Source organism: Xenophilus arseniciresistens, from assembly GCF_028023875.1.
GTDB classification, from domain to species: Bacteria; Pseudomonadota; Gammaproteobacteria; order Burkholderiales; family Burkholderiaceae_C; genus Xenophilus; species Xenophilus arseniciresistens.
On the sequence record NZ_JAQIPB010000008.1, the window covers coordinates 275,996 to 289,747 of the forward strand.

Sequence of the window (13,752 nt, forward strand, 5' to 3'; positions counted from 1 at the left end):
CGGCCTACATCAGCACGATGTCGTACTGCCCCTGCCCCATGGCCGGCTCGGCCTGCAGCGAGATGGGCTTGCCGATGAAATCGGACAGGCCCGCCAGGTGCTGGCTTTCCTCGTCGAGGAACAGCTCGATCACCTGCGGCGGCGCGACGATGCGGAATTCCTTGGGTGTGAACTGGCGCGCCTCGCGCAGGATCTCGCGCAGCGCGTCATAGGCCACGGTGCGGGCCGTCTTGACGATGCCCTGCCCGCCGCAGGTCTCGCAGGGCTCGCACAGCATGTGGGCCAGCGATTCGCGCGTGCGCTTGCGCGTCATCTCCACCAGCCCGAGCGACGAGAAGCCGCCGGCCGTGGTCTTGACGCGGTCGCGCCCGAGCTGCTTGCGGAATTCGGCCAGCACCTGCTCGCGATGCTCGTCGCGCACCATGTCGATGAAGTCGACGATGACGATGCCGCCCAGGTTGCGCAGCCGCAGCTGGCGCGCGATGGCCTGCGCGGCCTCCAGGTTGGTCTTGAACACCGTGTCGTCGAAGTTGCGCGCGCCCACATAGGCGCCCGTATTCACGTCCACCGTGGTCAGCGCCTCGGTCTGGTCGATCACCAGGTAGCCGCCGGACTTCAGGTCCACGCGCCGCCCCAGCGCGCGCGTGATGTCCTCGTCGATGTTGTACAGGTCGAAGATGGGCCGCTCGCCCGTGTAGAGCTGCAGCCGGCCCACGGCCTGCGGCATGAACTCCTGCCCGAAGCGGCGCAGCGCCTCGTGCTGCTCGCGCGAATCGATGCGGATGGCGGTGGTCTCTTCGGTGGTCAGGTCGCGCAGCACGCGCTGCAGCAGGCTCAGGTCCTGGTGCAGCAGCGAGCGTGCCGGCAGGCGCGAGGCCTGCTCGCGGATGCGCGTCCAGGTCTTGCGCAGGTAGGCGATGTCCTCGCCCAGCTCCGCATCGCTGGCGTCTTCGGCGTTGGTGCGCAGGATGAAGCCGCCATGGTGTGCGGCGGCGCCGTTGCTGCTCTCCTGCGCGGCGGCGGCTTCGGCCAGCGCCAGCAGGCGGCGGCGCAGCGCATCGCGCTGCTCGGGCGGGATCTTCTGCGACACGCCGATGTGCTGGTCCTGTGGCAGGAAGACCAGCATGCGGCCTGCGATGCTGATCTGCGTGGACAGCCGCGCGCCCTTGGTCCCGATCGGGTCCTTGATCACCTGCACCAGCAGCGACTGGCCCTCGAAGACCTGCTTCTCGATGGGCACCTGCGGCCCGTTGCGGCCCTCGCGCTCCGCCGGCGCCGCACCGCGCGAGCCCGGCGTGAACGGCGCCACGATGTCGGCCACATGCAAAAAGGCCGTGCGCTCCAGGCCGATGTCGATGAAGGCCGACTGCATGCCCGGCAGCACGCGCGAAACCTTGCCCAGGTAGACATTGCCCACCAGGCCGCGCTCCAGGGTGCGTTCCACGTGCAGCTCCTGCACGGCGCCGTGCTCGACCACGGCCACGCGCGTTTCCTGGGGCGACCAGTTGATGAGGATGTCCTGCATGATGGGCGGGCTCTTTCTTTTTTGGGAGGGAGGCTCAGAGCCTGAAGCCGGCCTGCTGCAGCAGTTGCGCGGTCTCGAAGGTCGGCAGCCCCATGATGCCCGAGTGGCTGCCCGCGATGTGTGCCACGAAGGCCCCCGCGCGTCCCTGGATCGCATAGGCGCCGGCCTTGCCCATGGGCTCGCCGCTGGCCACGTAGTCGGCGATCTGCGTGCGCGTGAGCGTGGCAAAGCGCACCTGCGACACGCTCAGCGCCGCAAACCGGCGCCGCCCCGCCTGCACGGCCACGGCCGTGAGCACGCGATGCGTGCGGCCCGAAAGCTGCGCCAGCATGGCGCGCGCGTCGGCCGCATCGGCCGGCTTGCCGAGGATGCGGCCGCCGTGGGTCACTGTCGTGTCGGCGCACAGCACGGGCGCCGCGGGCAGGCCGCGGCGCTTGAGCCGCTGCACGGCGGCATCGAGCTTGAGCGCGGTCACGCGCTGCACATAGGCCGTGGCCGACTCGCGCGGCAGCACCGCTTCAAGCGCCTCGGCGTCTTCGCTGTCATCGGCCAGCAGCGGCTGGTGGGCGATGCCCAGCTGGTCCAGCAGCTGCGCACGTCGCGGGCTTTGGGAGGCGAGGTAGAGGAAAGACACGTTGAGCGGCGGGCGTTGAGCGTTGGGCGTAAGGACCGGGTTCGACACAGGACGCAAAAAACGCCCGACGCCGGACCTCATTCCCGATGGTAAGGATGCCCCGCGTTGAGCGACCAGGCGCGGTAGAGCTGCTCGACCAGCAGCACGCGCACCATCGCATGCGGCAGGGTCAGGTCCGACAGGCGGATGCGCTCGTGCGCGGCGGCCTTGAAGCCAGGATCGAGCCCGTCCGGGCCGCCGATGACCAGCGCCACGTCATCGCCCTCGCCCTGCCAGTACTGCAGTCGCGCGGCCAGGGCCTTGGTGGTCAGGTTGGTGCCACGCTCGTCGAGCACGACCACGCGCATGCCGTTGCGGTCGATGGCAGCCTCGATGCGCTCACGCTCGGCCGCATAAAGCGTCTCCAGACTCTTGGAGCCGCGCGGTTCGGTCTTGACCGCGCGCAGCTCCAGCTTGAGCTCGGGCGGAAAGCGCTTGGCGTAGTCGTCCCAGGCCGTCTGGGCCCAGTCCGGAACCCGCTGGCCCACTGCGACGACGCGCAGCCTCATGCCTTCTTGGCTGCGGGCTTGCGTGCGGCCGTCTTGCGGGCCGCTGGCTTGGCTGCCGCCTTGGCGGCGGGTTTGGTCGCAGGCTTGCCCACCTTCACGGTCTTGGCTGCCACGGGCACCGCCGGCTTGCGCTTCTTGGCCGGCGCCGAGGCCGATCCGGCAGCAGCCGACTTGGCCGCGGGCTTCTTGCGTGCGGGGGCAGCGGCGCCCCCTGCGGCGCTCTTGGCCGCCGGCTTCCTGCGCGGCGCGGCCTTGGGTTCGCTGGCGTCGGCCGAGCTCGCCACATGCCTGGAGGTCTTGCGCGCCACGGGCGCCGGCGCACCCAGCTTGAGCTTGATGGGCTTGTCGCCCCAGATCTCTTCCAGGTGGTAGTACTGGCGGATGTTGGGCTGCATGATGTGGGCCACGGCCGCGCCGCAGTCCACGATGATCCATTCGCCGTTGTCCTCGCCTTCGATGCGGGGCTTGGCGAAACCAGCGTTCTTGACCGACTCGCGCACGCTGGAGGCCAGCGCCTTGGTCTGCCGGTTGGAGGTGCCGGAGGCCACGATCACGCGCTCGAACAGCGGCGACAGATGTTCCGTGTTGAAGACCTGGATGTCCTGCGCCTTCACGTCCTCCAGGCCATCGACGATGGCCCGCTGGAGTTTCTGGATGTCTTTCTTGATGGCGGCTTCAGTGCTCATTCAGGCGGTGCGGTAAAGCTGGTGTTGGTCAATATAGCGTGCAACCGCAGGCGGAACCAGCGCGGAGATGTCCTCCCCACGGGCCGCACGGGCACGGATGTCGGTGGCGCTGGTGTCCGCAGGGGACAGCGCCAGGGTCTCGAACGAAGCGCCAGCCGGCAGGCCGGGCAGCGTTCGCGGGTCTAAAGATGGCAGGCCCGCACGCGTGGCCACCAGCACGGTGGCCATGCTCACGATCTGCTGCCAGCCATGCCAGCTCGGCAGCGCGGCGGCCTGGTCGGTGCCGATCAGCAGCACCAGCCGGGCGCCCGGGTGTTCGCGTTGCAGCTCGCGCAGCGTGTCCAGCGTGTAGGTCGGGCCCTCGCGGCGCGTTTCACGGTCGTCCACCTGCACGCCGGGCACGTCGGCAAAGGCCAGCCTGGCCATGGCCAGGCGATGGGCGGCGGCGCTGGGCTGCCGCGCCTTGTGCCAGGCCTGCCCCGTCGGCATCACGTGCAGCGACTGCAGGCCGGCCTGCGCCAGCGCCGCGCGCGCGAGCGCCACATGGGTCAGATGTGGCGGATCGAAGCTGCCGCCGAACATGCCGACGCGCGGCATGCCGGGCCCGGGGGCGTCGGCGGGGGGGGATGCAGCCAGGCTCAAAGCCAGTCCCGTCGCGGCAGGAAGTCGGTGTACAGCCGGGCCTCGGGCGTGCCGGGCTCGGGTTGGCGCTGGTAGGCCCAGCTGGCCTGCGGCGGCATCGACAGCAGGATCGACTCGGTGCGTCCGCCCGATTGCAGGCCGAAGTGCGTGCCGCGATCCCACACGAGGTTGAACTCCACGTAGCGGCCGCGCCGGTACAGCTGGAAGGCGCGTTCGCGCTCGCCCCAGGGCATGGCGCGGCGGCGTTCCACGATGGGCATGTATGCCGGCAAAAAGGCATTGCCCACCGACTGCAGCATGGCAAAACTGCGCTGCAGGCCCAGCTCGGAGAAGTCATCGAAGAAGATGCCGCCCACGCCGCGCTGCTCGTTGCGGTGCTTGAGGAAGAAGTACTCGTCGCACCAGTGCTTGAAGCGCGGATACAGCGCATCGCCGAAAGGCGCCAGCGCATCGCGGCAGCTGCGGTGGAAATGCACCGCGTCTTCCTCGAAGCCGTAGTAAGGCGTCAGGTCCATGCCGCCACCGAACCAGCACACCGGCTCCTGGCCCTCGGGCAAGGCAGCAATCATGCGCACGTTCATGTGCACGGTGGGCACGTAAGGGTTGCGCGGATGGAAGACCAGCGACACGCCCATGGCCTCGAAGGGCGCGCCGGCCAGCTCGGGCCGGTGCTGCGTGGCCGAGGGCGGCAGGCGGCTGCCGCGCACCTGCGAGAAGCCGCAGCCCGCACGCTCGAACAGCGCGCCGTCTTCGAGGATGCAGGTCAGGCCTTCGCCCTGCAGCGGCTCGCCGGGCGCCTTGGCCCAGGCGTCGCGCACGGCGCGGCCCCCGTCGGCGGCTTCCACGGCATCCATGATCTGCTGCTGCAGACCGCGCAACCAGGCCGCGACCTGCGGCGGCGACAAGGCCATTCAGCCGCCCTGCCCTGCGCGCGCGGCGACGGCGCGATGGCCGATGTCCTTGCGGTACTGCACGCCGTCAAAGCGCACCTGCGCGGCCACCTCGTAGGCGCGCTGCTGGGCCAGCTTGACGTTGTCGGCCAGCGCCGTCACGCACAGCACGCGCCCGCCGCTGGTCTGCAGCTGGCCGTCCTTCAAGGTGGTGCCGGCGTGAAAGACCATGGCATCGGGCGCTTCGGCCGGCACGGCCGTGATCGCGTCGCCCTTGCGCGGGTTCAGCGGGTAGCCATGTGCGGCCAGCACCACGCCCAGCGCCACGCGGCGGTCCCATTGCAGCTCGACCTGGTCCAGCGTGCCGTCCACGGCATGGCCCAGCACCTCGAACAGGTCGGACTTCAGTCGCATCATGATCGGCTGGGTCTCGGGGTCGCCCATGCGGCAGTTGAACTCCAGCGTCTTGGCGTGGCCGTCCGTGTCGATCATGAGCCCGGCGTACAGGAAGCCGGTGTACGGGATGCCGTCCTTTTCCATGCCGCGGATGGTCGGCAGGATGATCTCGCGCATCACGCGGCCATGGATTTCGGCCGTGACCACGGGCGCGGGCGAATAGGCGCCCATGCCACCCGTGTTGGGGCCTTCGTCGCCGTCCAGCAGGCGCTTGTGGTCCTGGCTGGTGGCCAGGGCCGTCACGTTCTTGCCGTCGCACAGCACGATGAAGGAGGCTTCCTCGCCCGCGAGGAATTCCTCGATCACCACGCGCGCGCCACCTTCGTTGTGGGAAACGCCGAACTTGTTGTCCACCAGCATGAAGTCGATGGCCTCATGCGCCTCCTGCAGCGTCGTGGCCACGACCACGCCCTTGCCGGCCGCCAGGCCATCGGCCTTGATCACGATGGGCGCGCCCTTGGCGTCCACGTAGGCATGCGCGGCCACCGGGTCGGTGAAGGCCTCGTACTCGGCCGTCGGGATCTTGTGGCGCTTCATGAAGGCCTTGGAGAAGGCCTTGGAGCTTTCGAGCTGCGCGGCCGCCTTGGTGGGGCCGAAGATGCGCAGGCCATGCGCGCGGAATTCGTCCACCACGCCGGCGGCCAGTGGCGCCTCGGGGCCGACCACGGCCAGTGCGATCTTTTCCTGCTGGGCCCAGGCGCGCAGCGCGGCGGGCTCGGTGATGTCGACCTGCACGAAACGCTTGTCCAGCGCCGTGCCGCCGTTGCCCGGCGCCACGTACACGCGCGTCACGCGCTCGGAATGCGACAGGCGCCAGGCCAGGGCATGCTCGCGGCCACCGCCGCCAATGACCAGAACCTTCATGCAGACTCCGTCAACTCGGCGTTGTGGAACACATCCTGCACATCGTCCAGGTCTTCGATCACGTCCAGCAGCTTCTGCATGCGCGCGGCGTCTTCGCCGCTGAGCTCGATGGTGTTCTCGGCACGCATGGTCACTTCGGCCAGCTCGGGCTTGAGGCCCGCGGCTTCCAGCGCGTTCTTCACGGCTTCGAAATCGGCCGGCCCGGTCAGCACCTCGATGGCGCCATCCTCGTGCGTCACGACGTCTTCGGCGCCCGCTTCGAGGGCGACTTCCATCACCTTGTCCTCGCTGGTGCCCGGGGCCAGGATGATCTGGCCGCAATGCTTGAACTGGAAGGCCACCGAGCCTTCGGTGCCCATGTTGCCGCCGTACTTGGAGAAGGCATGGCGCACCTCGGCCACGGTGCGCACGCGGTTGTCGGTCATGGTGTCCACGATGATCGCGGCGCCGCCGATGCCATAGCCTTCGTAGCGGATTTCCTCGTAGGTCACGCCCTCGAGGTTGCCCGTGGCCTTGTCGATGTTGCGCTTGATGGTGTCGGCGGGCATGTTGGCCGCCTTGGCCTTGTCCACGGCCAGACGCAGCCGCGGATTGGCGCTGAGGTCGCCGCCGCCCTGGCGCGCGGCGACCATGATCTCGCGGATCACGCGCGTCCAGATCTTGCCGCGCTTTTCGTCCTGCCGGCCTTTCCTATGCTGAATGTTTGCCCATTTGCTGTGTCCGGCCATGGCGTGCTGCTTGTGCTCTCTTATCGGGGAAAGTGCGGATTTTAGGCGAGCCGCGCCTGCCGCCTGTGTGCAACAGCCCGTTTTCCCACACGGGAGGCCACAACCCCTTTGCCATAATCTCGCCGCATCTCGGCCCCCCTGCCGCTTTGCCTCATTTCCCCGTTTCCGCCCTGGCGGCGCACCCCACGCCATCGACGATGAATCTGCCCCGCCAAGCCCGCGCCCTGCCCTTGCCTGCCCGCCCGGCCATCCGCATGCCTGTCGCGGCCGCTACTCAGTTTGGGGTCGCTTCAAGGTGAACGCGGCGCTGCATCCAGCTCCCACAACGACGGCATGGACGCCGCTGCGCGTGCAGCGGCAACCGGCCGGCCTCCTCGGCGGCTCCGGCACCGGCGCCGAGCTGCTTGGAGGCCTGCACTATGGCGGGCCCGGCGCCTCCACGCCGGCCGACGGCGTCCTGCATGCGCTCTCGGCGCCGGCGCTGCTGGACTCGGGCCACTGCGCCGACCTCTGGACCACGGGCGCCCCCGCGCGCGCCGGCCAGACCGGCTGCGTGCGCTGGCGCAGCAGCGGCCCATGGCTCTTCGGCGCGGCCGACCTGGGCGCGGCCGATGCACACGCCGGCATCGAAGCCCTGGCGCAGCGCGCCTATGCCGACCTGTTCGCCACCTTGCAAGGCCACGGCCAGCCGGCGCTGCTGCGGCTGTGGAACTACCTGCCGCACATCACCGGCGACGACGGCGCGGGCATGGAGCGCTATCGCCGCTTCAACATCGGTCGCCAGCGCGCCTTTCTGGACGCCGGCCAGCGTGCCTTCGAAGGTGCGCCGGCCGCCTGTGCGCTGGGGCTGCGCAGCGGCGACGGACTCACGCTGCGCTTCGTGGCCGGCCACACCGAGGTGCGCGCCATCGAGAACCCGCGCCAGGTGCCGGCCTGGCGCTACCCGGCCGACTACGGGCCGCGCGCGCCCACCTTCTCGCGCGCCGCGCTGGCGGCGCTGGGCGATGGCCAGCTCGCGCTGCTGGTGTCGGGCACGGCCAGCATCGTGGGCCATGCCTCGCAGCACGCGGGCGACACGCCGGCCCAGGTGAACGAAACGCTGCGCAACCTGCAGGCCGTGTTCGAGGCCGCGCGCGCGCAGTGCAGCGCGCCCTTCGCGCTCGAAGACAGCGAGCCGGTGGTCTACCTGCGCCATGCGCAGCAGGCGCAAGCCGTGCGCGAGCAACTGGCGCAGGCGCTGGGGCCGCAGTCGCGCTTCATGCAGTCGGCGGTGTTCCTGGCGGCCGATGTCTGCCGGCCCGAACTCGATGTGGAGATCGAGACCCAGGCCTGCGCAACCGGCCAGCTCACCCCCTCTTCCCGGGGCACCGCATGAGCCGCGCATGGACCTTCCTCAGGGCGCTGCTGCTGGCGCCGCCGCTGTATGTGCTGCTGCTGGGCCTGGGCCTGATGTCATTGGCCTGGAACCTCATCGCGCTGCTGCTGCACCCGCTGCTGCCCGCCGCGCGCGGCCGGGCCGTGGGCCGCGCGGGCATCGCCCATGGCTATCGCCTGTTCTGGACGGTGGCCAGCGCCGTGGGCATGATGCGCATCGACGCGCGCTGCCTGGCGCCGCTGAAGGCCGAGCAAGGCCTGATCATTGCGGCCAACCACCCCACCATGCTGGATGCGCTGCTGCTGGTGGCGCACCTGCCGCGCAGCGCCTGCATCATGAAGGCCTCGCTCATGAAGAACATCTTCCTGGGCGCGGGCGCGCGGCTGGCACGCTACATCCGCAACGACTCGGCCCATGCCATGGTCAAGCAGGCCGTGGCCGACCTGAAAGCCGGCGGCCAGCTGGTGATCTTCCCCGAGGCCACGCGCACCACGGAATGGCCGCTCAACAGCTTCACGCCGGGCGTGACGCTGATCGCCAAGCTGGCGCAGGCGCCGATCCAGACCGTGTTCATCGACACCGACTCGCCCTACCTGGGCAAGGGCTGGCCGATCTGGCGCGTGCCGCCGCTGCCCATCGTCTTCTCGCTGCGCCTGGGCGAGCGTTTTGCGCCGCAGCCCGACAGCCACGCCATGACCGCCATGCTGGAGCGGTATTTCAGACAACACATCGAAGCCACGGGCCAGGGCGATGACGCCCTCAAGGCCGCGCCTGCATGTCCGCCGAACCCTCACGCACCCACCTCGTTCTGATCCCCAGCTACAACACGGGCGAGGGGCTGTTCTCCACCGTGGCGGCTGCGCGCGCGCAGTGGAACCCCGTGTGGGTGGTGATCGACGGCAGCACCGATGGCACGGGCGAGCGCCTGGCGGCCCAGGCCGCGCAGGATGACGGCCTGCGCGTGTTCGTGCTGCCGCACAACCAGGGCAAGGGCGCGGCCGTGCTGCATGGCCTGCAGGCCGCCCAGGCCGAGGGCTTCAGCCACGTGCTGGCCATGGACAGCGACGGCCAGCACCCGGCTTCGCTGATTCCCGCCTTCATGCAGCAGTCGCTGCAGCGCCCCGACACCATGGTGCTGGGCCGTCCGGTCTTCGACGCCAGCGCGCCCCTGCTGCGCGTGCGCGGCCGGCGCATTTCCAACGGCTGGACGCAGTTGGAGACGCTGTTCGCGGGCATTGGCGATTCGCTCTACGGCTTTCGCGTGTACCCGATCGGCGCGCTGATCGCCGTGATGCGTGCGCAACCGTGGATGCGCCGCTTCGACTTCGACACCGAGGCGGTGGTGCGCCTGGCCTGGCGTGGCGTGAAGCCGCTGAACATCGACGCGCCGGTCAAGTACCTCACGGCCGAGGAAGGCGGCGTCTCGCACTTCCGCTATGGCCGCGACAACGTGCTGCTGACCTGGATGCACACGCGGCTGATGATCGAATTCGTGCTGCGGCTGCCGGTGCTGCTGTGGCGCAAAGTCAGGGGGCTGCCGCCGTTTCAGGCTTGATGGGCTTGCGGTGTTGCGGGCGTAGCGCCCTCGCCTGACGGCGCAGGCTTCGTGCTGGCGTGGCGCCCTCGCCTCCTGCCCACGGCGCGTATCACACGTCGATTGTTCGCATTTCAGAAACACCAAGGTTCAAAAACCAAGGGTTTCTACTTAGCTCCAGCAGCCACAATTCATCTCACGGGCCGGCACTGATGCAGACCCGAAGCGAACCCCGGCGGCAGGTGCCGCCAGACCTCCCACAAAAGAGGCGGGTCCGTTCCCAAAAGTCGAAATCGTGTCGTGTTCCCATGAACCGCACTGCAAGGAGTTTTGAAATGAAGACCTCGAAGATCATCGCCGTTGCCGCTCTGTCCCTGATGGCCGCCGTGGGCGCCCAGGCTGAGGAATACCAGGGTGTCCTGGACTTCCAGGGCCAGCTCAGCCGCGCAGAAGTCCGGGCCCAGGCCGTGCAGGCCGCCCGCGTTGGCGACGTCTACGGCGAGACCCTGAGCATGGGCGTGCAGCCCGTGCAGACCGGCGCCGTCTCGCGCGCCGTGGTCCAGGCCGAAGCCATCGCCACGGCCCACGCCCCCAACCAGAACCTGCACCCCGAAGCCTTCGCCGACAGCCGCATTCCGAGCCAGTTCGGCGGCGCCACCGGCTACACGCAACAGGCTGCCCGCTGAGCCAACGGCCTTCGCTGCGGCGAAGGCCCGGACTGCGCATCAGCAAAAAAGAACGCCCGCAAGCCGCGGGCGTTTTTCTTTTCCGGGCAGCGGCTGCGCAGAAAGCTGCCGCTCAGATCATCCCGCCATTGACGCTGATCACCTGGCCCGTGATGTAGGCCGCCTCGGGCCCGGCCAGAAAGGCCGCCAGCGCGGCCACTTCCTCGGGCGTGCCGGCACGCTGCACCGGCACCATCTGCTTGACCATGGCGGCGTCGAAGGCCGCGTCGGCCATGGGCGAGGCGATGATGCCCGGCGCGATCGCATTGACCGTCACGCCGCGCGAGGCCACTTCCAGCGACAGCGCCTTGGTCGCACTGTTGAGCGCGCCCTTGGCCGCCGCATAGTTGACCTGGCCCCGGTTGCCGGTGAGCGCCGCCACCGAGGAGATGTTGAGGATGCGCCCCCAGCGCGTGCGCAGCATGGGCAGCAGCAGAGGCTGCGTCACGCGGTAGAAGCCGTTGAGCGACACGTCGATCACGCGGTGCCATTGCTCGGCGCGCATGCCGGGCAGCACGGCGTCGTCATGCACGCCCGCGTTGTTGACCAGCACCTGCACCGCGCCGCCCTCGAGGATGCGCGCCGTCGCTGCCGCGCAGGCGGCGTCATCGCCCAGGTCGAACACATGGCACTCGGCCTGGCCGCCGGCCTGCGTGATGCGCGCGGCCAGCGCCTCGATGGCCTGCGGCCGGCTGCTGGCATGCAGCAGCACCGTGGCGCCCTCGCGCGCGAGCCGCTCGGCAATCGCCGAACCCAGGGCGCCGCTGGCGCCAGTGACCAGTGCGCGTTTGCCTTGCAGAAAAGCCATGTGTGTCGTGTCCACCTAAAGAATCAGGAGCCCGCGGGAAGCGGCGTGTTGAGCACCACCACGGCGCGGCCATCGGCCACCGCGGCGCCTTCGCCGTCGGTCACGCGAAAGGCATACATCACCTGCTGCGCATCGCCCGACAGCCGCTGCGCATGCAGGTGCAGGGGCGTGGGTGCGTCATGCAGGCTCAGCCGATGCAGGCGCACGTTGCGCGTGCTGGCGATGTAGCCGGCCGACGGCGGCTGATCGGGCGCGGCCGTCAGCCCGCCGTGCAGCGCCATGGCCTGGGCCGCGTATTCGATGGCGCAGGGCGCCAGCAGGCCGCTGGCCGTGCGCAGCGGGTTGTCGGCGTGCTGGTGCGTGCTGCTCGTGCAGTGGATGGTCTGCGCATCCCAGGCTTCCAGCCGTTCCAGCAGGCACATGCGGCCCTGGTGCGGAATGCGCGCGGCGATGCCTTCGCGGTCCAGCGTGGCACTCACTGGGGTACCTTCGCGCTGACGCGCTGCGATGCGAGCGCCTTCGGGCGGCCGGGCGGCGCTCATGCGCCGGCCTCCGCCTGCGCGTCGGCCACCAGCAGCACATTGGCGAAGGGCGTGCCTTCGCTCATGGGGATCGGCTGCACGGCAAAGCCCATGCGCAGCAGCAGGGCCAGCCACTGGTCGAGCGTGCGGCCCCAGGTGGGCGAGACCTTGTGGCCGCGGATGCGTGTGACGGTGCGGTCCACCCATTGGCTGATGGCGAAGCCGCGCCGGCTGGCCGCATCGCCCACGCGCAGCAGCAGCCGGCCCGGCACATCGGCTGGGCGCTGGGCCGCACCGCGCAGCAGCGCTTCGCGCACGCGCGCCAGCACGGCCTCCTGCGCCGCATGGTCCACGTAGTGCAGCACGTCGAGGATCACCACCACGTCGCAGGCCGGCAGATCGGCCGTGCACATGTTGCCGCAGACCAGCCGCGGCGCGGGCTGGATGTGGCCCACGGCCGCCTGGGCACGCGCCACATCGCGCGGCATCAGCTCGATGCCCGTGTACTGCGCAGGCGCCGGCAGCGGCGGCCACTCAGCCGGCCAGCGGCCCTGCCGCTGCAGGTGCGCAGCCGTGTGCAGCACGTTGGCGAACAGGCTCTGGCCCGAGCCGATGTCCAGCATGCGCGCACGCGCGCTGCCGATCAGCCCGCGCGAGACGATGCCGCGAAAAGCCGGGTCATGCCCCAGCTTGCCGCGCGCGAAGTGCCAGCCGAAATTGCCCGAGGCCTTGTACGGCGCCGTAGCCTGCTCGTGCAGCTCGCGCCACGCCAGGTCGGGGCTGCGGGTGTTCAGGGGAGCGTTCATCTCAGTGGCGCCCGGCCGCCCGAAGGCACTGAGGCGCTCCCTCGGGGGGACAGCGGACCTCGCGAAGCGGGGAAGCGTGGGGGTAGGTTCATCTCAGTGGCGCCCGGCCGCCCGAAGGCGCTGAGGCGCCCCCTCGGGGGGCAGCGGACCTCGCGAAGCGGGGGAGCGTGGGGGTAGGTTCATCTCAATCCGTCGGGCAGCGTGACGCTGCGCAGTTCTTGCGCCTGGAGGCAGGCCAGCAGTTGCGGCAGCACTGCCAGCACCACCGGCTCGCCCTGCGCGGTGCGCGCGGCATTGCCATCGTGCAGCAGCAGGATGTCGCCGGCCGCCAGGCCGCGCGTGAGCCGCGCCAGCACCTTCGCAGCCTCGCGCTCGCGGGTGTCGAAACCGCGCCGCGTCCAGCTCACGAGTTGCAGGCCCAGCCGGTGCAGCACCGGCGCCAGAAAGGGGTTGCGCAGGCCCGCCGGGGCGCGAAAGCAGGTGGGCCGCTGGCCCGTGATGTCGGCCAGCATCTGCTGCGCGCGCTCGATTTCGGCCGCATAGCCGCGCGGACCGAGCACCGAGAAGTTGTGCCGGTGCACCGCCGTGTGGTTCTGGATGCTGTGGCCGCGCGCCACGATCTCGCGCGCGAGCGCCGGATGCGCCCGTGCGCGCTGCGCAATGCAGAAGAAGGTGGCGCGCTGACCGGCGGCGTCCAGCAGGTCCAGCACCTGCGGCGTCACACCGGGCTCGGGGCCGTCGTCGATGGTCAGGGCCACCTCCGCGCGCCCGATGGCCGCGGCCGGCAGGCGCGTGACGTTGGCGCCCAGCCAGTCGCTGCGCGGCGTCAGGCCGATCGCCGTGATGGCCGCGTGGTTGAGTGCCACGGCGCCCAGGGCCCAGGGCCAGGCGCCCGGCACGGCGCCCGCTGCGACCAGCGCGCCGGCGTGAAGGGCCGCGCTGGCCTGCAGGAAGGGCGGCACGCGCCAGGGCGTGGCGGCGGCGGAAAGAACAGGTGAAGTCGTCGTCAT

16 protein-coding genes are annotated in these 13,752 nt (G+C 70.1%); 4 read left to right on the forward strand and 12 right to left on the reverse strand.

Annotation, left to right across the window (positions count from 1 at the left end):
* Positions 1 to 4: 4 nt before the first annotated feature.
* The 8 genes from rng to PGB34_RS17660 all read right to left on the reverse strand — a co-directional run bounded on the left by rng (position 5) and on the right by PGB34_RS17660 (position 6,973).
* The gene (rng, locus tag PGB34_RS17625; RefSeq protein WP_271429435.1) at positions 5 to 1,528 is read right to left on the reverse strand and encodes a ribonuclease G; all 1,524 of its coding nucleotides are present in this window, start codon (positions 1,526 to 1,528) and stop codon (positions 5 to 7) included.
* A gap of 31 nt (positions 1,529 to 1,559) precedes the next feature.
* Positions 1,560 to 2,159 carry a Maf family protein gene (locus tag PGB34_RS17630; RefSeq protein ID WP_271429398.1) on the reverse strand — a complete coding sequence of 200 codons (600 nt, stop codon included), beginning with the start codon at positions 2,157 to 2,159 and terminating at the stop codon, positions 1,560 to 1,562.
* A gap of 77 nt (positions 2,160 to 2,236) precedes the next feature.
* Entirely contained in the window at positions 2,237 to 2,707 is a 471-nt protein-coding gene (gene rlmH, locus PGB34_RS17635) for a 23S rRNA (pseudouridine(1915)-N(3))-methyltransferase RlmH (RefSeq protein ID WP_271429399.1), read from the reverse strand.
* Entirely contained in the window at positions 2,704 to 3,393 is a 690-nt protein-coding gene (rsfS, locus tag PGB34_RS17640; RefSeq protein WP_271429400.1) for a ribosome silencing factor, read from the reverse strand. Before rsfS ends, rlmH begins: the two co-directional genes overlap by 4 nt.
* Entirely contained in the window at positions 3,394 to 3,990 is a 597-nt protein-coding gene (gene nadD, locus PGB34_RS17645; protein ID WP_271429401.1) for a nicotinate (nicotinamide) nucleotide adenylyltransferase, read from the reverse strand.
* A gap of 41 nt (positions 3,991 to 4,031) precedes the next feature.
* Entirely contained in the window at positions 4,032 to 4,946 is a 915-nt protein-coding gene (hemF, locus tag PGB34_RS17650) for an oxygen-dependent coproporphyrinogen oxidase (protein ID WP_271429402.1), read from the reverse strand.
* Positions 4,947 to 6,245: a phosphoribosylamine--glycine ligase gene (gene purD / locus PGB34_RS17655; RefSeq protein WP_271429403.1), complete on the reverse strand. Its 1,299-nt coding sequence runs from the start codon at positions 6,243 to 6,245 to the stop codon at positions 4,947 to 4,949.
* Complete coding sequence (locus PGB34_RS17660; protein ID WP_271429404.1) at positions 6,242 to 6,973, reverse strand: YebC/PmpR family DNA-binding transcriptional regulator; 732 nt, start codon at positions 6,971 to 6,973, stop codon at positions 6,242 to 6,244. The genes purD and PGB34_RS17660 overlap by 4 nt, the downstream gene beginning before the upstream one ends.
* A gap of 349 nt (positions 6,974 to 7,322) precedes the next feature.
* Here PGB34_RS17660 and PGB34_RS17665 point away from each other — a divergent pair, with 349 nt between their 5' ends.
* The 4 genes from PGB34_RS17665 to PGB34_RS17680 all read left to right on the forward strand — a co-directional run bounded on the left by PGB34_RS17665 (position 7,323) and on the right by PGB34_RS17680 (position 10,568).
* Positions 7,323 to 8,348: a chorismate transformation enzyme, FkbO/Hyg5 family gene (locus tag PGB34_RS17665; RefSeq protein ID WP_271429405.1), complete on the forward strand. Its 1,026-nt coding sequence runs from the start codon at positions 7,323 to 7,325 to the stop codon at positions 8,346 to 8,348.
* On the forward strand, positions 8,345 to 9,160 hold the full coding sequence (locus tag PGB34_RS17670; RefSeq protein ID WP_271429406.1) for a lysophospholipid acyltransferase family protein: 816 nt from the start codon (positions 8,345 to 8,347) through the stop codon (positions 9,158 to 9,160). The genes PGB34_RS17665 and PGB34_RS17670 overlap by 4 nt, the downstream gene beginning before the upstream one ends.
* Entirely contained in the window at positions 9,124 to 9,903 is a 780-nt protein-coding gene (locus tag PGB34_RS17675) for a glycosyltransferase family 2 protein (RefSeq protein ID WP_271429407.1), read from the forward strand. Before PGB34_RS17670 ends, PGB34_RS17675 begins: the two co-directional genes overlap by 37 nt.
* 314 nt (positions 9,904 to 10,217) lie before the next feature.
* A complete protein-coding gene (locus PGB34_RS17680) occupies positions 10,218 to 10,568 on the forward strand; it encodes a DUF4148 domain-containing protein (protein ID WP_271429408.1) in 351 nt (116 codons plus the stop codon).
* Between the two features lie 112 nt (positions 10,569 to 10,680).
* Here PGB34_RS17680 and fabG read toward each other — a convergent pair whose 3' ends face one another.
* From fabG to PGB34_RS17700, 4 genes are all read right to left on the reverse strand, one after another.
* Entirely contained in the window at positions 10,681 to 11,415 is a 735-nt protein-coding gene (gene fabG / locus PGB34_RS17685; RefSeq protein ID WP_271429409.1) for a 3-oxoacyl-ACP reductase FabG, read from the reverse strand.
* Between the two features lie 23 nt (positions 11,416 to 11,438).
* A complete protein-coding gene (locus PGB34_RS17690; protein WP_408647912.1) occupies positions 11,439 to 11,957 on the reverse strand; it encodes a hydroxymyristoyl-ACP dehydratase in 519 nt (172 codons plus the stop codon).
* The gene (locus PGB34_RS17695) at positions 11,954 to 12,742 is read right to left on the reverse strand and encodes a class I SAM-dependent methyltransferase (protein WP_271429410.1); all 789 of its coding nucleotides are present in this window, start codon (positions 12,740 to 12,742) and stop codon (positions 11,954 to 11,956) included. The genes PGB34_RS17690 and PGB34_RS17695 overlap by 4 nt, the downstream gene beginning before the upstream one ends.
* A gap of 179 nt (positions 12,743 to 12,921) precedes the next feature.
* On the reverse strand, positions 12,922 to 13,752 hold the full coding sequence (locus PGB34_RS17700; RefSeq protein WP_271429411.1) for a polysaccharide deacetylase family protein: 831 nt from the start codon (positions 13,750 to 13,752) through the stop codon (positions 12,922 to 12,924).

Excerpts from the sequence above, each read along its gene's own strand:
- rlmH (WP_271429399.1), bottom strand. The coding sequence starts at position 2,707 with ATGAGGCTGCGCGTCGTCGCAGTGGGCCAGCGGGTTCCGGACTGGGCC.
- rsfS (WP_271429400.1), bottom strand. The coding sequence starts at position 3,393 with ATGAGCACTGAAGCCGCCATCAAGAAAGACATCCAGAAACTCCAGCGG.
- nadD (WP_271429401.1), bottom strand. The coding sequence starts at position 3,990 with ATGCCGCGCGTCGGCATGTTCGGCGGCAGCTTCGATCCGCCACATCTG.
- hemF (WP_271429402.1), bottom strand. The coding sequence starts at position 4,946 with ATGGCCTTGTCGCCGCCGCAGGTCGCGGCCTGGTTGCGCGGTCTGCAG.
- purD (WP_271429403.1), bottom strand. The coding sequence starts at position 6,245 with ATGAAGGTTCTGGTCATTGGCGGCGGTGGCCGCGAGCATGCCCTGGCC.
- PGB34_RS17660 (WP_271429404.1), bottom strand. The coding sequence starts at position 6,973 with ATGGCCGGACACAGCAAATGGGCAAACATTCAGCATAGGAAAGGCCGG.
- PGB34_RS17670 (WP_271429406.1), top strand. The coding sequence starts at position 8,345 with ATGAGCCGCGCATGGACCTTCCTCAGGGCGCTGCTGCTGGCGCCGCCG.
- PGB34_RS17675 (WP_271429407.1), top strand. The coding sequence starts at position 9,124 with ATGTCCGCCGAACCCTCACGCACCCACCTCGTTCTGATCCCCAGCTAC.
- PGB34_RS17680 (WP_271429408.1), top strand. The coding sequence starts at position 10,218 with ATGAAGACCTCGAAGATCATCGCCGTTGCCGCTCTGTCCCTGATGGCC.
- fabG (WP_271429409.1), bottom strand. The coding sequence starts at position 11,415 with ATGGCTTTTCTGCAAGGCAAACGCGCACTGGTCACTGGCGCCAGCGGC.
- PGB34_RS17690 (WP_408647912.1), bottom strand. The coding sequence starts at position 11,957 with ATGAGCGCCGCCCGGCCGCCCGAAGGCGCTCGCATCGCAGCGCGTCAG.
- PGB34_RS17695 (WP_271429410.1), bottom strand. The coding sequence starts at position 12,742 with ATGAACGCTCCCCTGAACACCCGCAGCCCCGACCTGGCGTGGCGCGAG.
- PGB34_RS17700 (WP_271429411.1), bottom strand. The coding sequence starts at position 13,752 with ATGACGACGACTTCACCTGTTCTTTCCGCCGCCGCCACGCCCTGGCGC.